General features: G+C 36.8%; 21 protein-coding genes. 4 read left to right on the forward strand and 17 right to left on the reverse strand.

All coding sequences use genetic code 11. The features are described from left to right. Positions 1 to 25: 25 nt before the first annotated feature. The 4 genes from HZI73_RS20825 to HZI73_RS20840 form a co-directional block, all read right to left on the reverse strand. Positions 26 to 1,495, reverse strand: a complete 1,470-nt coding sequence (locus tag HZI73_RS20825; protein WP_212695284.1) for a rhamnulokinase — start codon at positions 1,493 to 1,495, stop codon at positions 26 to 28. A gap of 175 nt (positions 1,496 to 1,670) precedes the next feature. Next, on the reverse strand, positions 1,671 to 2,369 hold the full coding sequence (locus HZI73_RS20830; protein WP_212695285.1) for a L,D-transpeptidase family protein: 699 nt from the start codon (positions 2,367 to 2,369) through the stop codon (positions 1,671 to 1,673). A gap of 99 nt (positions 2,370 to 2,468) precedes the next feature. Then, the gene (locus HZI73_RS20835; RefSeq protein WP_212695286.1) at positions 2,469 to 3,026 is read right to left on the reverse strand and encodes a hypothetical protein; all 558 of its coding nucleotides are present in this window, start codon (positions 3,024 to 3,026) and stop codon (positions 2,469 to 2,471) included. Position 3,027: 1 nt separating this feature from the next. Next, positions 3,028 to 3,942 carry a hypothetical protein gene (locus tag HZI73_RS20840; RefSeq protein WP_212695287.1) on the reverse strand — a complete coding sequence of 305 codons (915 nt, stop codon included), beginning with the start codon at positions 3,940 to 3,942 and terminating at the stop codon, positions 3,028 to 3,030. 265 nt (positions 3,943 to 4,207) lie between these two features. Between HZI73_RS20840 and HZI73_RS20845 the strand changes: the two genes are divergently transcribed. Both HZI73_RS20845 and HZI73_RS20850 read left to right on the forward strand, forming a co-directional pair. Continuing rightward, complete coding sequence (locus tag HZI73_RS20845; RefSeq protein ID WP_212695288.1) at positions 4,208 to 5,542, forward strand: MFS transporter; 1,335 nt, start codon at positions 4,208 to 4,210, stop codon at positions 5,540 to 5,542. Then, on the forward strand, positions 5,542 to 6,408 hold the full coding sequence (locus HZI73_RS20850) for a polysaccharide deacetylase family protein (RefSeq protein WP_212695289.1): 867 nt from the start codon (positions 5,542 to 5,544) through the stop codon (positions 6,406 to 6,408). Before HZI73_RS20845 ends, HZI73_RS20850 begins: the two co-directional genes overlap by 1 nt. Positions 6,409 to 6,493: 85 nt before the next feature. Here HZI73_RS20850 and HZI73_RS20855 read toward each other — a convergent pair whose 3' ends face one another. Then, a complete protein-coding gene (locus tag HZI73_RS20855) occupies positions 6,494 to 6,922 on the reverse strand; it encodes a hypothetical protein (RefSeq protein WP_212695290.1) in 429 nt (142 codons plus the stop codon). A gap of 487 nt (positions 6,923 to 7,409) precedes the next feature. On the opposite strand from HZI73_RS20855, the gene HZI73_RS20860 reads away from it, so the two are divergent. Both HZI73_RS20860 and HZI73_RS20865 read left to right on the forward strand, forming a co-directional pair. Further along, complete coding sequence (locus tag HZI73_RS20860; protein ID WP_212695291.1) at positions 7,410 to 8,627, forward strand: MFS transporter; 1,218 nt, start codon at positions 7,410 to 7,412, stop codon at positions 8,625 to 8,627. Between the two features lie 99 nt (positions 8,628 to 8,726). Then, a complete protein-coding gene (locus tag HZI73_RS20865; protein WP_212695292.1) occupies positions 8,727 to 9,221 on the forward strand; it encodes a peptidase M56 in 495 nt (164 codons plus the stop codon). Between the two features lie 103 nt (positions 9,222 to 9,324). On the opposite strand, the gene HZI73_RS20870 is transcribed toward HZI73_RS20865, so the two are convergent. The 12 genes from HZI73_RS20870 to HZI73_RS20925 form a co-directional block, all read right to left on the reverse strand. Then, on the reverse strand, positions 9,325 to 10,062 hold the full coding sequence (locus tag HZI73_RS20870; protein ID WP_212695293.1) for an MgtC/SapB family protein: 738 nt from the start codon (positions 10,060 to 10,062) through the stop codon (positions 9,325 to 9,327). 378 nt (positions 10,063 to 10,440) lie between these two features. Further along, the gene (locus tag HZI73_RS20875; RefSeq protein ID WP_212695294.1) at positions 10,441 to 11,952 is read right to left on the reverse strand and encodes a sensor histidine kinase; all 1,512 of its coding nucleotides are present in this window, start codon (positions 11,950 to 11,952) and stop codon (positions 10,441 to 10,443) included. Next, positions 11,949 to 12,614, reverse strand: coding sequence for a response regulator transcription factor (locus HZI73_RS20880; protein ID WP_212695295.1), 666 nt, complete (start codon positions 12,612 to 12,614; stop codon positions 11,949 to 11,951). Before HZI73_RS20880 ends, HZI73_RS20875 begins: the two co-directional genes overlap by 4 nt. Positions 12,615 to 12,850: 236 nt before the next feature. Further along, positions 12,851 to 13,675 (reverse strand): AraC family transcriptional regulator, encoded by an 825-nt coding sequence (locus HZI73_RS20885; RefSeq protein ID WP_212695296.1) that lies wholly within the window; start codon positions 13,673 to 13,675, stop codon positions 12,851 to 12,853. A 219-nt stretch (positions 13,676 to 13,894) separates the two neighbouring features. Next, a complete protein-coding gene (locus HZI73_RS20890) occupies positions 13,895 to 14,947 on the reverse strand; it encodes a GNAT family N-acetyltransferase (RefSeq protein ID WP_212695297.1) in 1,053 nt (350 codons plus the stop codon). Positions 14,948 to 15,107: 160 nt separating this feature from the next. Next, positions 15,108 to 16,970 (reverse strand): ABC transporter ATP-binding protein, encoded by a 1,863-nt coding sequence (locus tag HZI73_RS20895; protein WP_281418823.1) that lies wholly within the window; start codon positions 16,968 to 16,970, stop codon positions 15,108 to 15,110. After that, positions 16,970 to 18,697, reverse strand: a complete 1,728-nt coding sequence (locus tag HZI73_RS20900) for an ABC transporter ATP-binding protein (RefSeq protein WP_212695298.1) — start codon at positions 18,695 to 18,697, stop codon at positions 16,970 to 16,972. Before HZI73_RS20900 ends, HZI73_RS20895 begins: the two co-directional genes overlap by 1 nt. Before the next feature lie 18 nt (positions 18,698 to 18,715). Beyond that, on the reverse strand, positions 18,716 to 19,144 hold the full coding sequence (locus HZI73_RS20905; RefSeq protein WP_212695299.1) for a MarR family winged helix-turn-helix transcriptional regulator: 429 nt from the start codon (positions 19,142 to 19,144) through the stop codon (positions 18,716 to 18,718). A gap of 242 nt (positions 19,145 to 19,386) precedes the next feature. Beyond that, complete coding sequence (locus tag HZI73_RS20910) at positions 19,387 to 19,827, reverse strand: DUF523 domain-containing protein (protein ID WP_212695300.1); 441 nt, start codon at positions 19,825 to 19,827, stop codon at positions 19,387 to 19,389. 117 nt (positions 19,828 to 19,944) lie between these two features. Beyond that, positions 19,945 to 20,772 (reverse strand): carbohydrate ABC transporter permease, encoded by an 828-nt coding sequence (locus HZI73_RS20915; RefSeq protein ID WP_212695301.1) that lies wholly within the window; start codon positions 20,770 to 20,772, stop codon positions 19,945 to 19,947. 15 nt (positions 20,773 to 20,787) lie between these two features. Next, complete coding sequence (locus HZI73_RS20920; protein WP_212695302.1) at positions 20,788 to 21,669, reverse strand: carbohydrate ABC transporter permease; 882 nt, start codon at positions 21,667 to 21,669, stop codon at positions 20,788 to 20,790. Positions 21,670 to 21,756: 87 nt separating this feature from the next. Further along, positions 21,757 to 23,085: an ABC transporter substrate-binding protein gene (locus HZI73_RS20925; RefSeq protein WP_212695303.1), complete on the reverse strand. Its 1,329-nt coding sequence runs from the start codon at positions 23,083 to 23,085 to the stop codon at positions 21,757 to 21,759. Positions 23,086 to 23,160: the final 75 nt, after the last annotated feature.

The following is a 23,160-nucleotide window of genomic DNA, read 5'->3' on the forward strand; positions in this document are numbered from 1 at the left end:
CTATCTTTTCTTATGGTTTAATATGTCATGATGTTTCCCTTATGATTGTTAAGTATTTAGTGTATTTCTCCCTAAAATCCGCCTGTGGATCTGGTATGTATTTCTTTATCTCAATGGAATGGCGTACGATTTCTCGCCCTTCTTTTATATCCTTAATCTCACCAAGCCCAATGGCTTGTAAGAGTATATTACCCATGGCGGTTGCTTCTTTTGGACCTGTTATCACCAGCTTACCTGTTGCATTGGCAACTATTTGGCAAAAGAGAGGATCTTGAATGCCGCCTCCAAACATATGTATTGTATTATACGCTTTTTTAGTGGCTTTTTCAATTCCCTTTATGGTATGTTTGATACAAAGAGCTAAGCTTTCTTCAATGACCCGTACCATTTCGCCAAAGGTTTCGGGTACTTTTTGATGGGTATCCTGACAGAATTGCTTGATTTTATTTGGCATGTTATCAGGAGCGTAAAAACATGGGTCATCTGGATAAATGATGGCTGATGTTGTTGCTTCTAATCCTTCCTTTACCATGTCTTCAAAACCAACGGCATGGCCATCTTGTTGCCATTGCCTCCTACACGCTTGCATCAACCATAAACCCATGATGTTCTTCAATAAGTTTACCTTTCCACCCACACCGCCTTCATTACTTAGTTCATAAGCTTTGGTGATATCGTTCACAAGAAGTTCTTCATTCTCGACACCAACCATGACCCATGTACCCGTGGCAATGAAAATAAAATCATCTTCAAGGGCAGGTACCGCTGCAATAGCTGAGGATGTATCGTGACTACCAACGCTCACCACTTGACAAGTTTCAAGATGAAGTTCCTCACGTAGGGGCGCTTTAACAGGTCCAATAACATGGCCTGGATGGATAATTTCTGGGAATAGACCTGTTGGTAATCCGACTCTTTTTATTAAAGCATAATGCCAATCATCTTTTTTATAATCATAGAGCTGTGTGGTTGTGGCAATGGTATATTCTGCTTTCATGATACCTGTTAAGGCATAATTAAATAAATCGGGCATTAACAGCATGGTTTTTGCATGAAGAAGTCGATGACTGGCTGAATATTTCTCAGCTAATAATTGATAGATGGTATTGTATCGGTTACAATGTAATCCGCTCTTGTTAATCAGCTCATCTTGTGGTATGGATTTAAAACATGCTTCAACAGTGGTATCTGTTCGATTATCCCGATAATGAAAGGGATTGCTAATTAATTCGCCATCCCCATCAAGAAGACCATAATCCACACCCCAAGTGTCTATACCAATACTCTTAATCCTTTCATGATTAACTTTACATAATAATAAACATGTCTTCATTTCATGAACCAGTCTTAAAAAATCCCATTGGATATGATTCATGAATTTTACAGGCTCATTATCAAATCGGTGAACTTCATGGAGTATAATCTTATTGTCTCTTAGCTCACCTAATATACCTCTTCCGCTACTTGCACCAAAGTCAAATGCTAACATCTTCATCTGTTTTCACCCCATCGTTCATGATCAACTTGTATTTACTTGTAATAACAAGTTGTAATCTTACTATACTGGATATAGGCTGATTTGTCAAAACGAATTTCATGACACAGCAAAATATACAGGCTAACGCATACGATAGCCTATATAGAACGACGTTCGTGTCACACACAACATGTTATTCACTCATGGTAAAGCCTAACTTTTCATATAAACTTTCCGTTATATAAAAAGTCCTTGGTATCCCCTGATCATCTTCAAATTTAAAAATAATGGATTTCATATGTTCGCCATATTTCCCATCTACCCATCCAATATCATACCCTAACTCCTGTAGTCTAAGTTGAATGGCATATACATCTGATCCTGTGTCCCCAGGTTTTAATGTTCTGAACCCATCACCAAATGGTCCATAAGGTCCTTTTACAATGGTCACTTTTGTACCATAGGGTATGTATTTTTTTAACTCTTTTACCTCTTTGTTATACATACGTATGCAACCTTTGGACAGTGGTTTACCAATACTCCAAGGTTCATCGGTGCCATGTATACCATATTTCCCCCAAGGTACATTAAGCCCCATCCAGGAACCACCAAAGCCTTCTCCCCAATTGGCTTTACTGACAATATTCCAAGTACCCAAAGGGGATGGGGTGCTTGGTTTTCCCCCAGAAACAGGATATTCCTTATAAATCTCATTATCCTTAAATACATACATTTTATAGGTATCAAGATCCACATGTATAAAATAAGGATTATTATTCTGATTAAAAAATACAGCTAAGAGATGGTCATCTGTTCTTTTCAGGCAAATAAGGTTGGCAACTAAGATAGCTAATATGACACATAATATAATCTTGATACAGGTATACCTCATACTCTATCTCCCTCTAAGCATGTCACAACTGACTGCAAACTTATTACGTTATATAATAATATGAGGGATAAACTGTCCAATATAACAACGAATCAATTTTTATACGCCTTTTTCCTGATAAAACTTATGAGCACGATGCATGTTGGCAGCCCAACTTAGAACGGCACATACATTGGCTATCATGCACATGATCATGATACCTCCTGCATAAGTATCTTCTATGTTAAGCATAAACGGTGTTATAAATGCTGTTATCAGATAAAGGTAAGCAAATAACTTTTGTCCACTTTTCATCCTAACAGTCAGGTGATGATCTTCATGTGCTAATGATGTGATGGTACCTTCATAGATATAGAAAACCATAACAAGCTGAATCATCTGTACAATAACTCCCACAGCCATACCAACAATAGGTGCATGCTCTAACCCTCCACTAAATCTTACTAAAAGGTTAAAGATACTGAAAACAGTCAGTATGACACCTGCAGACTTTGCTATGAAAAATCCTCGATTTTCTGTCAAATGATACAGCTTGGATAACCCATTTATGATTAAGAAATAACCAATGATATCCGGCATGATATCAAGAGGACCCATGTTAATATCAATAAATACAAATACAATGCCCCAAAAAATATATTGATACGATTTTCCCATCCTATTTCCCCCTACTCTTAATGAAATCCTTTAATGACCGATTTGCAAAATCGGGCCTATAATCGATGTTTAATAGATATTCAATGCCCTGGTCACCATTAACATCCTCAAAGTGCAATGCATATCTTAGGTTATAGACGTTAAACTTTCTTTCATCTTCAGGAGCTGGAATATAGGTACAAACTTCTAAAGATTTTGTTGCTTTAAATGGTAATGAAATGTCTTTTATAGGCACATAAGGTATTGTTTTTATATTTTTTCCATGAAAATGTTCCTGTTCTTGGATTTTTTCTTTGCTTCCTGCGTTAGATCTGGCTTGAACCCTGCCATGATCTGTATACATGGCCATCTTGACAAGACCTTTTGATTCTTCGTACAGATTTGTTGATATGTGATGAATGGTTATATCTTTGTGTACTTCATATACCACTTTAGCTTCGCCAGTTGAGGAACTACCGGACATGGTACCATGAATCTGCCCTGAACCCTTTCTTCCACCTGCCATGATTTTACCGATATGGATGGTTTGTTTTATACCATTATTAAATGTAACAACAGCTTCATCAAGTATCATGTCATCTATGTTGGCTTGCTCCATATCTTCACTGATGTAAAAGGTCATATAATCGTTATGTAAATCATAATATTTGTATTGGTATATTTGATCATGTTTAACATACATCTGTAAATCGTATTTTGGAAAATAAATATCTATGAGCTTAGCCCCGTCGTTTTTATTGGTGATATAATACACTTCCATCATGTTCTCACCTTGCCTGAGTGAGATTTCATAATAATGCTGAAGTACAATAGGCTCATCAATCCTTTGTGCTTCATAATACCAGATATTACCTATTACACTCATCAGTAATAGACTTAAGCCAATGACTAAAGCTTTTTTCTTATCCTTTAACATATAACTCCCCTTCCAGTTAAATGATCAATTCTTTTAATCATTAAGAATGCTTCTTAACATTCTTAATTTCATATTTTAGCATTTTAAAAAGAAGATTGCTAGGTGGTCTCATTATTTGTCATTAGAATGTAATCTCTCATGACAACCTATGATTATATGGAGACATTCGTGGAAGTCCTATTGATTTATAACAGCTCTTTTCTTATAATGAATGTAAGTAATATTCCCATTAATTGCACGCAAAAAAAGGAGATGATGTATTTTTATGAATACTGTTCAAACAAACAGTAAAAAAGTATCCACATTTCGATATGCCTTAGGTATGCTTGGACTGCAAATACCCAGTCAGGCATTTACCGTCTACTTAACCTTTTATTATGTAGAAACCCTTAACCTGGCTGTAGGCTTGGCAGCTATCGGTCGAACCATTTTCTCCATATGGGATGCTGTTGACAATGTCTTATTTGGTTATCTATCCGACAATACCCGAACAAAATGGGGTAGACGAAGGCCATGGTTAATGTTAGCTCTCCCTTTTTATCTGCTGTTTTTTGTTCTTGTGTATACGGTACCCGATGCCTTTTCTAGTGGTAATCGGTTGTTTTGGTATTTTACCGTTATCATATTCTTATATGAAACATTTGCCACCATCTTATGGGGTAACTATGGTGCACTATTTCCTGAACTGTTTCATGGCAAAAGAAAGCGTGCCCGTGCCAGCGGTTTAAAGCAAATCTTCACCATCATTGGTACGGTTATTGGTATCGTACTCACACCAATGGTTTATAAAGCCATCGGTTTTACATGGATGGCTATTGTATTCGGTGTGGTAGGTTGTAGTATACTTTTCTATTCTGTACTTGGCAGTCACGAAAACCTAGCGCTTGCTAAAAGTCCAAAATTGCCTTTCCTTAAGGCATTTCAAGAAACATTACAAAATAAGTCTTTTTGGCTGTACTCTTTAGCCTATACCTTTATTCAGCTGGTGTTTGGTTTATTATTAGCTGGACTACCTTTCTACGCAAAATACGCCTTAAAACTGGATGATGCTAAAACAACCCTACTCACAGCGTCTGTTTTTGCCATAGCCGTTCCATCTGTTTTTGTCTGGATGAAACTCATTCATAAATGGGGGGCTTCCAAGACATGGCTTGTGGGTATTGTCGTCATGGGTATAAGCATTATACCTTTAGCTTTTGCCAATGATTTATATTCTGGAATCATAGCGGGTATGATACTGGGACTTGGGTATTGCAGTGTTCTTGTAGCAGGTGAAGTGGTTACTTCTGAAATCATTGATCGGGATGCCAAGAAAACAGGTGCACGTCGGGAGGGTATTTACCTAAGTGTCTATGGGTTTATCATCCGTATAAGCGGTGTATTTCAGGGGGGTGCCTTCGCATTAATCGGTATTCTCTTTGGTTATAAAAATGGAGACAACCCCGGTGCGAATCCAGGTCTTGCCTTTAAGTTCTTAATCGTCGGCTTACCCTTAATGGCCTTATCCATCGCTTTTATCATTGGTATGTTTTATAAAAAATCCATGGATACCATAGATGATGAGCACGATGACCCTACATCTTATAAGGAGGTTAGTTGATGAATAAACGTTATTTAATTATTAACGGAGACGATTTTGGCATGTGCCATGGTGCAAATGAAGCCATCATGAACATGTATCACGATAAGGTCATATCTTCCGCATCTGTCATGGTAGTATGCCCTTGGTTTGAAGAAGCTGCTGCATTTTTACGTGAACATCCCGAATGCGATATTGGCTTACACCTTACGTTCACCAGCGAGTGGAAAAAGTATAAGTGGGGGCCAATTAGTCAGAGGGATACATCATCACTTATGGATAAAGCCGGCTACTTTTATACGGATTGTATGGCATTTGAAACTAACAGTAACCAAGAACACGTTATGCATGAGATGGAAGCCCAGATACATAAAGCAACCCAAGCAGGTATTACACTGAATAATATCGATAATCATATGGGCAGTCTATACGGTTTAATGACAGGTAAGAGTTATCTCCCCCATGTGTTCTCCAAGTGCGGTGATTTACAGCTTGGATTTCGTTTTCCAAAACACCTACCGGATACAAGACAGAATAATACCTCTCCTACCATGGTTCAGAACATGGAACGTTTATGTGCATTAGCCCAACATAAAGGGGTGCCACTCATTGATCATTTGGTGGAATATCCTTTCCATATGCAAGAGCATGAAACCTATGCATCTTTAAAAGAGATGGTCATTGATAAGATAAGACACCTAAAACCTGGTATCTCTGAACTCTATATTCATCCTTCTATACCATGTAACGAAATTAAACACATTAATCCTTCATGGGAAAAACGTGTCATGGAATACCGTTTGTTTTATGAAGAGGCGTTATGGAATACCATTGACCGAGAAGGTATTGAAGTCATTGGCTGGGGAGATCTCAATACGATAATATAGTACGTATAACAATACTTTACTATAAAAAATAGATAGGGAATATCGATACTATGATTCATTTCCTATCTATAAAGTTTATAAGATTTTATGATGATTGAATGAAACGTCTCAAAATATTTGTAGGAAAATAACGTTGGTTATACAAAATCACAAAAGCTAATATAGCTTCTATGATGCCTATTACAAAGTAAATAACATGTAAAATATTTATTGCGTCTAACATAATACATTGAACGATAATCCATAGTACCAAAATCCAACTCATAACATTACTTACATAACTACCATATTTAAACCTGTACAATGCAATTGCACTTAAAACATTACCCATACCTATAACTACAAATAAAAATATACCTGGTATTAGGAAGTTTGTAAAAGGTGAACTTTTTAATGCTTCTGTGGTCATACCCATAGGATTATTTGGACTTAATATAGCACCTAATCCTCCAGCCATTGCACCAATACCAACAAAAAGATGTAATCCAATTAATATACGATGTGCTTTTCTCATATGGCAACCCCTTTTTAGCCTTTTGATATAGCATAACATATATTTATAACTTTGTGTATTATAGAAATGAAATAACTAGTATAGGGGAATACAAGCAAACTATTTCAACAATAAACTATTTTTTGACATCCAATGATAATTTTGATATACTGATAAAGATAAAAAACAAGGAGTATTACAATGGAAAATTTACTTATGCATTCTATAATTTTAGACCGTCTTCCAATTGTAGTGTCTGGTGAAATATTCACTTTCGACATGATACAGGATAAGTGCGTCTAAATTTAATAGTAATGGTATAAGTAAGTTAGAATAACCTATTTAAATAAATGTGCTCAGGTGACTAAGTTACCTGAGCTTTTGCGTGTATATAATTATTTTATTTCAGATATTTCTTATGCTTATCTATGGCCATTACTGATCTAGTTTACATGAGCTTATCCGTACAATGCTAATCCTTGTTACACGAACCCTTATGGAGGAATATATGATGAATTATTTACAACAATTAAAAAGAAATGTCTCTAAAAATTATGTGTTTACTTTTTTAAATAGCTTTAATGTGACCAGGGGAATATGGATGTTGTATCTTGCATTCCGTGGTCTAAGCTTAATTGAAATTGGACTAATGGAATCCGTTTACCATATCACGTCATTTACCATGGAAATACCAACAGGTATGGTAGCTGATGTTTTTGGAAGGAAAATGTCGAGAGCTCTTGGTCGACTATGTTTTATTATTAGTACATGTGCTATGTTACTTGGCTTTAATAGCCTTGTATTCGGTATAAGTTTTGCTTTATCGGCTATTGGCAACAACTTAGAATCTGGTGCAGGTGATGCATTAATCTACGACTCCTTAAAGGCATTAAAGGAAGAAAATACCTTTATGCGTATAAAAGGTAAAGAAGAAATCTTCTTTCAATGTGCCAGTTCTGCTGCATTAATTATAGGAGGATTTCTTGGTACCATTAATTATACGTATGTGTATTTCGTAGCTTTAGCTTTCGGTATCATGACCTTTATTCAAAGTCTTACCTTCACGGAGCCAATCATTGAGAAAAAAAACCTACATGTTAGCAAACGCAAGATATTCATTAACCAATTTATCACCAGTGTAAGGATTATTCGTCATGATTTTCGCATTGCTTTTTTAATCCTAGCTGTTGAAGTCTGTTCTACGTTTATTACAACGGTGTTCTTTTATGTACAGAACTACATGAAATCAGTTGGTAGAAATGAATTACAAATTGGGCTTATTCTTGCTTTAGGCGGATTGGTGGCAGCCTTTGCAGCTACTTATACCTATAAGATTGAAAAACGTGTTGGCTTTAAAGGACTGTTTATAATTTTACCTCTGTCCTTACTTGTTTGTTTCTGGGGTCTCACATTTAAAGGTTACACCGAGTTATTTCTTATTCTTATATTGGCCATCGATTCCATTTTCTTTGTCTCAACAAGTGATTACATCAACCGGTTGATACCCAGTGAACAGCGAGCCACCATCTTATCCTTTCAAAGTATGGCTTTTAGTCTATTCATGATTATACTATTTCCGATTATCGGTAAACTGGGTGATTTATATGGATTACTTCATGCTTTCCGTATAATTGCCATCGTAGCTTCGATTATCTTAATTGCTATTATGAGCTTTACGTTGTGCAATAAAAAAATGGTCATCAATTGTAACGATAACAATCATTAAACAATGACGGATATGTAAAATGACACATGAATTATTCAGGAAATACTGGTGCATAAATCACTGGCTTACATATAATAGTTATGAAGAGGGGTGATTTATGTGTTAGCCTATTACAAAAACCTCATGCTCTATCTCTTATATGAACATCTTTCAAAACATAAGATAAGCGTGCAGGAAACTTCAGATTGGAAAGACTATATGGATCAAGATTATCATGTTGCTCTTAAGTATCCCAGTGATTGGCAAAAAAACTCAAAATACAGCTTTAGATATGGTAATGAAGATGGCTTTTTTAGCTTTGATGCCATAACAGGTGATGATCTATCCCTTGATCAGGTAACAGAGCTTGATGCCTATCACGCGGGTAATCCCTATGGATCAAAACCTCAAATTGTTCAGAAAGTCATTCAGCATCAACAAGCCCGATTAATCCTTCCATCACAAGATCAGCCTGCCATCACAGCTAACCAAGCGGGTTTGATTGTGACTTATCCAAGGCCCATCCAGTTAGCAGGTGTTGAGTACCGTTATTTTATTTTGTGGGCCCACAAAGACTATATTTTACCTATCAGTCAAACGATCACATTTATATAAAAGGAGCTATCCATGAAAACCTTTATGTCTTCATGGATGAGCTCCTTCTTATTCATCACCATTAACAAGCAATCACCATCATGAACCTCTTATATCTACGCTACTATGGCTCAGAAATAACTTTCACTTGCACAACACCTTTTTTTCGGCACAAGTCTTGAACAACTTTGGTGCTCTGGATGTATTTAGGTATATCTACGGAATAGATGGTTTTCGTACACATGTTTTCTTCCGTAATGGTTGCTGCTTCACCTTTATCATCACCTACAACTTGAATAAATCGTATATTATTCACGCCTATATTTTTCATGTTGAAATATTTTTGAATGCGTTTCATAAAATCTCTATCCCCGAGATATTCAATTTCTAAATCAATGGTTTGCACCTTTTCAATAAACCGATCTTCAACTTTTTTAAGAATAACAAGTGATATAAATACCCCTATGGTTGATACAGCTGTAATTAAATACATACCATGTCCAACTGCAAGACCAATACAAGCAACAACCCATACAGACGCAGCTGTTGTTAAGCCTTTTACCAACCCTTTTTCTCGAATAATGGTTCCGGCTCCTAGAAAACCAACCCCTGTAATAACCTGTGCACCCATACGCCCAACATCTGATTTTAACGCATTCTCCAGTTCTGGATATTGCTGAATGTAGGCAATGGTATTGATGATATTCTGTTCTTGTATAATGGAAACAACTGCTGCTCCTACACAGACAAGAATGTGTGTTCTAAAACCTGCAGGGCGATTGGTCATCTGCCGTTCATAACCAATGAGCCCACCTACTAGAATGGCAACAACAACTCTTATTATAATTTCATACTCTTGCATATATTCATCCTTTCTACGGTACTTATCTATTGTTTTTTCACCTTATCTTTATATAAAACACCTTCATTCATCACCTATTTTCTATGGTAATGAAGACGTTCATAGTAAGTTAAGTTATCTAATAGTTTCTACTAGATAGTATATGATTAAACCACAAAAGATAAGAACATGATTCTTTTACACAGACCTTCTAAAGCCGCTGTATAAAAAATGGTGTTCAGCTCCTTTGTGGTTTTACCTGGTATACAATAATTATATACACTTTTCATATTTTTTCAATATTAAATTCAAATTTTTTATGAATATTTTACGGAAAAGGCCTGAATGTTGAGAACTGTATACTTATCATACTATATATTCTAAGGATTTTTTGCTATCTTATGCCATTAACGGCCATTCAATACGAAATGTTACGCCATGCTCTTCATTCATAGCATAAATTTCACCTTCACTTATCCGAACAAGACGTTTCACGATGTATAACCCAAGACCACTTTGGCCATTTTTACCTTTTTTGAACATTTTAAAGATATTTTCCATATGATCAATGGGTTCACCATCATTATAAAATGCTAGCACTGCTTTTTCTCCATCTTGTGTTAAGCTGATCTTAATGGAAGCATCTGCATAACGTATCTGATTACTCATGATATTTTCCACAATGATTTTTATTTGGTTATAGTCTGCTGAAATAAAAGCATCCTGTAACTGTACATCTGTTTGTATATCCCCCATCTTAACAACCATGTTATCTAACACATCCTGAATAGGGTCTTTAAGATTGATAGGTGTCGTATGTTTAATCTCTGTATCAAAATAGTCTAACCGTTGAATATAGAGCAGGTTCTTAACCAATTTTTCTAAACGACTGCACTCTTCATCAATAACGTCCAAAGAAGCCTCTGAAGTGCCCTTAGGGTATAGCCCTCGTTTTATGGCATCCACATAACTCTGAATAATCATAATGGGCGTTTTTAATTCGTGGGATATGGAGTGTAATTTTAACTTCTGCTCTTCATCATAACTCAATAAGTCTTTTCGCATTTCTTCAATGGTTTGGGCTAAAAAACCAATTTCATCTTGCCGGTTAATGGTAATGGGTATATCAAACTTGCGATTGGAGATGCGCTTAACAGATTTTGACAGTTGGTTAAGGGGTAACGTTAAATACCTGGATAGAATAAAAAACACAGCTAACGTAGCAATTGCTGTAATAATCAAAACGATACCCAGTTGGATATACAATTGTTGTTCTAAACTATTATCAAGAGGTGCCCATCGAAGGGCAACTTTGTAAAACGTATTATTAGCTGAAACTTTTGATAACGCATTTAATCTGTCTCTTACTGGCTTATTGGGTGCCTTCAAGCGCTCATCCTTTTGAGGATCAAACATGTTTGTTGATTCCAGCAAGGGCCTACCTTTTAAAATGGATAGATAAGGTATGATCTTCATAAGTGATGGATTGGGCATTTTTCTAGGGGTCGTATGAATGGTAATGACATAAAACAAACGTCGTCCATTGACAGTCATACTGTATCTTTTTGATGCCTCATCTTGAGCCAGTAGATTCTCCTCCATTTTTTTCAAAACATCTTCTGTGATGCTGTTATCATGCCTGTTACGTGGTTTTCGCACCAGCTTTCCTTTATCCACGACCCAGTATAATTGTTCAATACTTCTGATGTCTTCATCATTATTTTCTATAAACGCATCAATATCTGTAATTTCCTTATTGGTATCGGTGTCCGCTTCAAGGACTTTGTAGATATCTTCATAGTAGTAGTTTTGAAAAGCTTGGATAAGTAAGGTGTAACTGATTAAAGAAAAAAACAAAATCACACCAATAAAGGTCACCATGAGTTTAAAATTAAGGGATTTACCTTTCATTCTTCACACCACCTGTAACCATAGCCATAAATTGTTTCTATGCGCAATTCAGGAAGTTTCTTTCGTACACGTCTCACTAAATCATCCACAACCCGGTCACTACCATAGTAGTCTTCTCCCCATATACCATTAAGTAAAAATTCTCTGGACATGGCATTGTTTTTATTGCGTATAATCGTGCACAAAAAATCAAATTCTTTTGACGTTAATTCAATGTGTCTATCCCCTTCAAATAACATTCTTTTATCAAAATCAATGTGGTATTTGTTATGAATAAGCTGATGGTGAGTTTCACTGGACTTATAAACCCGTTTCAACAATTTTCTTGCTCGAATAATCAGTTCCATGGGTAAAAAAGGTTTTGATATATAATCATCACTACCCATCTGTAAGCCTGTTATCACATCAAGATCCGTGTCTCTAGCGGATATAAAAATAACAGGCATGTTCTCATTATGCTCTTTTATGCGTTTAATCAATGCATACCCATCTGTATCTGGAAGCATAATGTCCAGTATCCATAGATGTACATCATCTTCTAAACATGGCTCTACCTCAGCACCTGTTAAAAAACTCTGCACATCATAACCTTCATTCTTTAAATATAACACCAAGATATCATTGAGGTTTTTTTCATCTTCGACTAGATTGACCTTATACATGGCTTCCCCTACTTTCTTCTCTTTCCATACATGATGCCTGATTGACTTTTACATACGCTAAAGTATGCATTAAATGTCCATGGTCATCTAACACATACCCCTTATTGTTCTTATCGCCATCTATATGGATGAGACTGTCTCTTACGTACAGTATAGTTGCATAATATGGAAGAAATATCACCATATTATGTGAAATTATGTGATGTAAAAATACATACATGTCTGTGACCCTGCCTTTAAGTATAGAGACGTTGATAGGTTTTAGGTGTCATGCCTTCTATTTTCTTAAAATTAGAGCAGTAGTAACTGGTACTTTCATAGCCCACCTGTCTGGCTACATCTTCTATTTTAATGTGCTTTTGTTGATTCATGATGGCTTTGCTATGATTGATTCGAATCTTTGTAATGTACTCAAAGGGCCGCATAGACAAGGTGTTTTTGAACAGGATACACAAGTGCTGAGGTGTAACCTTTAATAGCCCTGCCAACTCTTCCAATGTTAAAGGTTCCTGATAATGATGGTTAATGTATTCAATGACTGGCTGTATACGGCTATGGGGTGATGCTTGTTCACTTGACCGGCCATCAAACCGATATTTAATGATATCCATCAAGATGGCATAAGCGATGCTTGAGCAGGTATAATTTTTCATGTAGTCAGTGGTTTGAAGCACAGCAATGGCTTTTCTTATTTTTCCTAATAGGATGTCCGATTGGCGCATCAGGTATACACCTGATTCTGTAAACCCGTGATTGCATAAGGTGTCCATAACCATGGTGCCATTAAAACTTATAAAATCCACCAACCAAGTGTCTGTCTTCTTTTTATACTCATGGATTTCATGGGGGTATAGGAGCATACCCGAATCCTTTTTTACCACGTGTTGTTTGTTATTGACATATAAAATACCTTCACCATGATAACACTGTATCCACTGATAAGCCCAATAGCCTTGAGGCCGAATAATGTGCTCTTGTTCATGTTCACTCCCTATATCTTCAATGTATATAGGCAAGGCTTTTTCATTTTCATTTAATACCGTGAATATCATTGTCTCCATTTTTTTCACATCCCTAATCGATTTCAGCCTTGTTTCATTGGGCACTCTCTTGCACCTTATGATTCATTATATCAAATCTTATGATTAGATGCTATGATGAATCCTATCCTATAGGGTAACGTGTATTCCTGCAAATGATAGGCTCATGTCCACAAAAAGGCTATGAACCTTGCTGTCTATCTACCAAGTAAATAGACAGCCGGTTACATAGCCTACCCATTAAACGGAATCAATTTTAGAAAGCCATAATGGTAATTTGGGCATAAAAGCGTTATTTCCATAATCCACAAAATCCAAGCACTGCTTTACAAGCTCCTCTTTTGGTTGCTGCAATAATTCATGTTTGTAGGCCTTGTTACAATAAGTGTCCAACGCTTTTACAACTGCTGATTGCATCAAAGACCACATCCTATCAGCATCTAGAATCTGAACGCGTCCATAAGGACCCCCTACAGATGTTATATGATATCTTGACGCTATGGACATCAGACTTTTGACTAAATCACTGTTATCTCTAGGGCAATCAATGGTTACACTATCCAATTGATAATGCATCATATGCCCATATAATAAGCTTAACATATCACGTTCACCAACTAACTCACTTAGGTGTTCAGGTCGGCTTACATCATGGATTAAATAACTATCACCTTGAATGGACGTTATAAGTCCTTTCCTCCTTAAATGGGATAGCCATAAGGCCTCACTTCTTAACTGGCGATTGTCATAGTTTTTATAGATTTCTTGTAGAACAGGAATATCTTTCTCTGTAGCTTCTACACCAGCGGCCTTGGTAATATCCATTTTGTTCAGATCAGCTCTGGTCACAGTCATTTGATGCTGCATGCCTGCTATGTCCCAACCATAGTTTTTATAGCGAAAACGATCGCCTCCTAACCATGATATAGGATAGCCTTGGTCCCTCATCTTTTGATTTACCTGCTGCAACATAGCTGTCATGATACCTTTGCCACGATAAGCTTTGTCAACAGCAACAGAACCAATACCTGCCATGGTAAAATGAATGACTTCTTCATGTAGGGTACACTGCATAGGCATTGGGTAAATACCAATGCTGGCAACAATCTGACCTTTATCTTTCATGATATAATTGTAACCAATTCGTTCGTCAGACATGGTATCCATAGTTTCGTAGATGTTACCTACATGTTTAATGAACCAATTCTCTTCTTCTTTTTCAAAAGCTTTGTTAATGAACCGAAGAAGCTCTTCATAATCATCTCTCGTACACGGCTTCAATGTCTTTTCCATCTTAAGCCCCCCATTTCTCTTATGTTTTCGTCATATCCCTTTCAATAATAGCTATACAACCCCTATTATAAGTCTATCCTTGATATGGTGCAATAACTTAAACGAATCCTTTATTATTTTATACGATGATGACATTATAAGAGATGAATTGAAGACTCCATTATGCACTCTCTTTACTCCCCATAAATTGACTATTGTATAATTCTGCATAAAAACCATTCTGAGCAATTAACCCTTGATGGGTTCCTTTTTCGATGATATCCCCTTCATTCATGACCAAAATCACATCTGCATCCCTGATGGTTGACAAACGATGGGCAATGACAAAGCTGGTACGTCCTTTCATAAGGGTCTGCATGGCTTTCTGTATATAGACTTCGGTCCTTGTGTCCACGCTGCTAGTGGCTTCATCCAGTATGAGTATAGCAGGGTCAGCTAGTATAGCCCTTGCAATGGTTAATAATTGCTTTTGACCTTGAGATATATTACTTGCTTCCTCATTCAGGATGGTATCGTATCCATCTGGTAATGTCCTGATAAAATGATCCGCATGAGCCGCTTTTGCAGCATCTATAATTTCCTGTTCTGTAGCATCCATGTTGCCATAGGCAATGTTTTCACCAATTGTGCCATTAAACAACCATGTATCTTGAAGCACCATACCAAATAATTGCCTTAGATGACTACGTTTTAGCTTGGTAATATCTGTTCCATCCACGGTAATTTTTCCACTGTCCAACTCATAAAACCGCATCAATAAATTCACCAATGTTGTTTTTCCTGCACCTGTTGGACCTACAATAGCCACTGTTTGGCCTGCATGCACATCTAATTGCATGTTATTGATCAACGGCACTTCTTTTTTATAACCGAAATCCACTTCCTTAAACGCCACGTTACCTTTGGGTTCATTAATTTGGGATGGTATGGATGTATCTGGAATTTCTTCCTCTTCATCAAGGAGTTCAAATACACGTTCTGCAGATGCTATGGTTGACTGAATAATATTGGCCATGTTAGCTGTCTGTACGATAGGCTGGCTAAATTGCCTGGAATACTGTATGAAAGCTTGAATATCCCCTAGTTTAATGGCATTTCTAATCATCAGAATACCACCGGTTATACAGACAAACACATAGCCTAAGTTATTGACAAAGGTCATCATGGGCATGATAATACCCGATATAAATTGTGCTTTCCAACCAGCCTCATAGAGTTCCTCATTGATGGCATCAAACCGCTCCATGGCTTTTTCTTCATAACCAAATGCTTTTACAATTTTGTGACCTGTGTACATCTCTTCCACATGTCCATTCAATGCACCAATATTCTTTTGTTGGCTTTTAAAGTAAGCTTGTGATCGCTTCGCTACACCTTTGGTGATAAAAACACTAAGGGGTAAGGTGACCAAAGCAATTAATGTCATAAGAGGACTAATGGATAACATCATGACCAGTACACCAAGTATGGTTATGACAGCGGATATAAGCTGTGTTACGCTTTGTTGCAAAGCGTTACTCATGTTGTCAATATCATTGGTAACACGACTCAATATTTCTCCATGGGTGTAGGCATCATAGTAACGCAACGGTAACCGTTCTAACTTCTCACTGACTTCTTGTCGTATATTAAAAATGGTTTTTTGTGTCACATTAACCATGATGTATTGTCGAATGTAATTAAAAATAGCGCTGATGACATACAGTCCAACCAGTAAGATTAACACATTACCTATGGCTTGAAAATCAATGGGGTCTTGCACACCATTTCTCAATGCTAAGTAACCCTCATACAGAATAGTCGTGGCATTTCCCAGTATTTTAGGTGCAACAACAGTGAATAGTGTACCCAGTATGGTAAAGAGTACAACAATCATCAGTTTCACCCGTTGATATTTTAAATAACCTAATAAGCGTTTGAGAGTTCCTTTAAAGTTTTTAGCTTTCTCAACGGGCATGGACATACCATGACCTCTTCCTGGACCGTGCCCAAACATTTTTTTATTATTTTCTTGTTTACCCATTATGCCAACTCCTCCTCTGATAGCTGTGATCGTACAATTTGCTCATAGACCTCACAGGAACTTAGCAATTCTTCATGTGTGCCCATACCAACCATAACACCATCATCCAGCACAATAATACGATCTGCATCCATGACTGTTGTTACCCGTTGAGCAACAATTAACACTGTACCCTCTGTCACTTCTTGTTTGAGGGCTTTTCTAAGCTTAGCATCTGTCTTAAAATCAAGGGCAGAAAAGCTATCATCAAATATATAAATCTCAGGTTTCTTAACCAATGCTCTGGCAATGGATAAACGCTGCTTTTGTCCACCGGATAGATTGGTACCGCCTTGGGCAATAACAGCATCATAGCCGTCATCCATTTGCTCAATAAACTCCGTTGCTTGGGCTATGGTTGCAGCATGTTTTATGTCTTCATCAGAAGCATTCTCACTACCAAAACGAATATTCTCAGCAATGGTACCGCTAAATAAAACAGCTTTTTGAGGCACAAGCCCAATCTTTTCACGTAAAGCTTTTTGTGTCATGTGACGAATATCCATACCATCAACCATAATGGCACCTTGTGTAGCATCGTAAAACCGAGCTAATAAATGAATCAACGTTGATTTACCAGAACCTGTTCCGCCAATGATGGCAGTCACTTCACCAGGCTTTGCTTGAAAGCTGATATCTTGGAGTGCATGACCTTCTGCACCTTGGAAACCAAAGGTCACATGATCAAAGGTCACGTAGCCTTTTTTTGTATGGGTGTTTTGAGGGTTTACAGGGTCTTTAATGGGTGTTTCCATGGACAATACTTCTTGAATTCTTGTAGCCGATGCAGATGCTCTTGGTACCATAATAAATACCATGGTTAACATAATAAGGGCAAACATGATCAAACTCACATACTGAATATAGGCCATTAAATCCCCGACTAACATGGACCCTTCATTGACTTTAAATGCGCCAGCCCATACGATAACAATGGTGGTTAAACTAAATAGTAAGGTTAAAAGTGGCTGTAACAGAGCCATCATTTTATTCACACGCTTTGTGGTGTCCGTTAAATCTTGATTGGCTTTTTGAAAGCGACTCTTTTCATAGGTGGTTTTATTGAATGCACGGATTACACGAATGCCTGTTAAGCGTTCTCTTAAAACCAGATTGAGTCGATCCAATTTTTTTTGAATGGATTTGAATAAGGGTAAACTTTTACTGGCTAGAATACCAATGACAATGGCTAATACCACAATAACACCTACTAGGGTAACCGATAAATTAGGATTACGCGTAATGGCCATGATGATACCGCCAATAGCCATTATAGGTGCCATAACAAATATACGAAGCAACATCACCAATACATTCTGCACCTGAGTAATATCATTGGTTGTTCGGGTAATCAGAGATGATGTACCCATGTGATCGAACTCTTGTAAAGAGTACCCTTCCACTTTTTGAAATACTTGCTGACGGAGATTCCTACCAAAACCATTAGCTACTTTGGATGATAAATATCTGGAATAGACAGAACATGCCCCGCCTATACCAGCAACAGCAAGCATGATAGCACCCATTCTAAGAATATAAGCCATGTCTTCATTGACAATACCTACATCCACAATTTTAGCCATTATTGTTGGCAAAAACAGCTCTGTAAATGTCTGCATAAACGTAAAAATAAGTATAACAATAACGGCTATTTTATAAGGTTTAATCCCTTTAAATAACTTAATCATGACAATTCCCCTTTCCGATTAACTCAGTTTCTCTAAAATTTTCTCCATCTCATTAAAATGGTACGTTAAAGCGCTTACTTCTTCATCGGATAAGACCTGTAATTTTTCTAACATTTTTGCCTTCATGGCCTGCTTCTCTTCTTCCATGTAGCTACGGCCCTTCTGAGTCATAAATATTGTAATCATACGACGGTCTTCCTCATTATGCTTTCTTTCTACAAACCCAGCTTCAATCAGTCGATTGATCATCTTGGTGAGGTTTGGCTTGGATATATAGAGTGCCTCCCCGTAATATTTCATTGGCATACCATCTGCCTCTGCTATTAATCTTAACAATTGCATCTTGTGTATGTTTTTCTTTAAGTGCATGCCTTTAAAAAATTTTCGATGCACTAAAGGCATGAACGTAAATATTTTCTTCACTAATGTATCGCGCTCTGCATTCATTTTACTTCTCCTTTCAAAAATAACATGGTTATAAATAGTTAGCCTGTATAATAATTATTTAACATAATATTTATACAAAACAATTGTTATACTCAATAACTATTATACAAAACCACTATCTGTTTTGTCAACACTATTTAAATCTTTTATTTTATCAACTATATATAATAAATAAACCTGAGCCTAGAAGAGCGTAAAAAAAATAAAACCCTTTCAGGTTTTATATGATCTAGAGTAGACATTTACCAGGTTACATCTTTAAAATTAAGCTCTGTATAGACTTGAATGCCTTTTTGAGCCAGTAAGGCTGCCGTGAACCCATTACCTTCAATGAGATGACCAGTGAATGTACCATCATAAACGATGCCGTAGCCACAAGAAGGGCTTCTTGTTTGTAAGATTGCCCGCTCTATCTCTAATACTTTGGCCATCTCCCAAGTCTTCTCTGCTCCTTTAATAAAAGCATCAGTCAAATCCTCCCCATCTTCTGTAAGGATTTTTATTTTTCCATCCACCTTAATCATCTCACAGCATTTCCTTGGTATGGTTAAACCGGCAAGTACTTCAGGGCAGACAGGAATTGCTTTACCATCTTCAACGAGTTGCTTAATCTGTTGATGACAACTATTGCTGCCATTGTAACGACAATTAATCCCTGCAAGACATGCACTTACTAAAACCATCGTATTTCCTCCTCACCAGTTAACATCATCTATTTTAACCATTAAAAATACCCAGCAACACAATGCTTGTGTACTAGGTATTTTAACATGCTCCTTTTTACGCGTCAATGACCGTTTTTAACCTTTAATGCCAGAAGTAACGGACATGGCTTTTTCTACTTTATCTGAAAATAGAATATACATAATGATAACAGGGGTACTTGCAATGACTAATGTAGCGCCTGTTGGACCCCATTGGGTAGAAAATTGCCCCATAAAGGTTGAAAGACCAAGAGGTAATGTTTTTAATTCAGGGTCTTGAAGCAACAACAGTGCCAATGTAAATTCATTCCAGAATTGCATAAATTGATAGATCACCAAAGCAGCAATACTGGGTTTCATTAACGGTAATATAATGCTGTAATAGGTTCTAAAAATACTTGCTCCATCCATAAATGCAGATTCTTCTAGTTCAATGGGCAGTCCGCGATAGAAACCATACAGTACAAGGATGGAAAAAGGCAGCCCCATTGCGATGTACGGTATAATAACAGACCATAATGAACCTGTTAAGTTAAGGCGGTTGACCTGTAAGATTAATGGAATGATATAGACCTGAACAGGTACAAACATACCAAGTATAACATATAAACGTAAATGTGATGCTATTTTGAACTTCATCCTTGCAATGGCATAGCCAAACAGTAAAGCAACTGTAATACCAATGAACATAGCAATGAACGCTACCACTAAACTGTTTTTAAAATAAAGGGGCAGATCAAATTCTGTCATGGCCCTGACGTAATTCTCTAACCGCCATACCTTGGGAAAACCATAGGGATTCGTAGACAATATTTCTTCATTATCTTTAAAGGAATACAACAGCAGCCAAAAAAGAGGATACAATGAAACAGCTGAATAAATAACCAATAAACCATATTTAAGAACCGATAATATTTTTTTCAAAAGTCATCCCCTCCTTTACACTTCAAATGATTTTCTATGGAAGATTTTTTCCACAACAAACATCACCACAACACATTGTAACAATAAGATCACAGCCGTTGACGCTGCAAATCCATTGTTGTTTAATGAGAAAATGCCTTTGTATACCATGAGCGGCATGGTGTAGCTTGCATTGCCTGGCCCGCCTTTTGTCATGATATAAATGGCTTCAAAGGCCCTGAATCCCCAAGTAAGTGTTAATGTTAAACAGATCTTATAGGTTTCTGACATCATGGGAAGGGTCACTTTTGTAAATTTCTTCCAAGCATTGGCACCGTCCACTTGAGCCGCTTCAAAATAGGTTTCAGGTATAGCGCGTAGTCCAGCGTAGATAAGAATTAAATGATAACCCATACCTTTCCACGCATCTACAAAAGCAACAGCATAAATAGCTGTATTGTTCTCAAATAACCAAGATTGTTGATAATCAATACCTAAGGATTCAAATACTTTGTTAAGCAAACCGAATTCAGCGTGATAAATGGCTATCCATAACTGTGACACAACCGTGATGGATAATACCACAGGGATAAAATATGCTGTTCTAAAAAACTTTCTAAATCTTAGGCGTTTTGAATTGAGTATATTTGCAATGATTGAGGCAATTCCTATTTGATAAATGGCTATAAAAGCTGAATATTTTAAGCCATTATAAAAAGATACTTTCAGGTCTTTTGATTCAAACACCTTTTTAAAATTCTCAAGACCTATATATTCAGGTATGTTTAATCCATCCCATTTAAAAAAACTCATAACAAAAGTTTGTAAAACGGGGTAGACAATGACGGTTGTATAGATGAGTAATAAAGGAACCGTAAAAATCAAAAATGCTTTTTTATTCTTAAAAAAACTATTCAATTTTATCTCCTTTCTATTCTTGAACGCATGATACTGGCAATAAAGTACACGACTGCACACTCTATTGCCAGTACAAGTATATGTCATTTAACGATTTGCTTTTATTACTTTATCCATATCCGCAATAAACTCTTCAACGGTTATACCACCTGACAAGAGTGCCTGATGATTATCATTGAGTGCCGTTGCTATCTCAGGATTTGGAATGTTCCAAGGAAAATAAGTGGTTGACTCAAATTTGCCAATTTCATCGGAATACTTTTGTGCTGCTGGATGACGGGCTTCTTTAGGTGTTACTTCATACGTTAGAGGATTAGCTGTACCAAATAACTCCACACTGGCAACAGCTCGTTCAATACAATATTCAATAGCAACTTTTTTAGCTAAATCCACATGTTCACCTTTTGGATTAACGGTCCATCCACCTTGAGAGGAGCCGCCAGAACGTACATATAAAGTTTCCGCTTCTTTACCAGGTTCTGCAAGTGGGTTATCCAAGTAACCATAGCCTTCACCATATTCAGCTATATCCAGTAAGTACCACGTTCCATTACCAATCATAGCCGCTTTACCTGTTTTAAACAATTCAAATGCTTGTGATGCATTGGTTGCAAAGGAACTCTTACCAATAAAGCCTGCATTGACCAATTCAACCACTTGTTCCGCTGCTCTTACATAGCCTGGGTCAGTAATATCAGCTGTACCATCCATTAAAGCCTTAACGCCACCTGGGTTGTAACGTGAAGCGATGGTATCATAGAACTGAATACCTGGCCATGGCTGTGCTGCAAATAAAGCAAAAGGTATAATTTTATTATCTGCAAATGTTTTGGTTGCTTCTAATAATTCATCGTAATTTGTAGGTAATTTAACACCATACTCATCAAAAACCGATTGATTGTAATAAATCAAAAAGTTACGAGGTGGTTCAAAGTTCATGGCATAAGTATGACCATCAGCATTAACCAATGAACCAAGACTTGTGGGATTGACTTTTTCCATGACACCATTTTCTTCCATCACATCTTCAAGTGGTTCGATATCCCCTGACTCTAAAAACGTATTGATGATGGTTTCACCCGTAACCTCATAAATATCAGGTAATTTTCCAACAGCTGCCATTGTCTTTAACTCCACACCTGTAGCATCCACACGATGAATAATTTCAATTTCAATTGGGAATTTTTCTTCCAGTCTTGCTACCGCTTGATCAACAACAGCAACATCTGTATCTGCATAATACGTATATAATCTTAAAGGTATCTTCTCTTCTGACCCTTCATTGTCTTTTGAATCCCCCGCACTGTTTTCGGTACTTCCAGTGTCTGTTTCTTTTTTTTCTTCTTTTTCACTTCCACATGCTGCCAAACTAAATAGCATAACAACCATCATAAGTAATGTTAAAAGTTTTTTCATGTAGCCCGCTCCTTTTAAATAAATTTTATTTACCATACAGTAAATTATAGACGCTTAATAAAAGTCAGTAAATGC

Source organism: Vallitalea pronyensis (genome assembly GCF_018141445.1).
GTDB classification, from domain to species: domain Bacteria; phylum Bacillota; class Clostridia; order Lachnospirales; family Vallitaleaceae; genus Vallitalea; species Vallitalea pronyensis.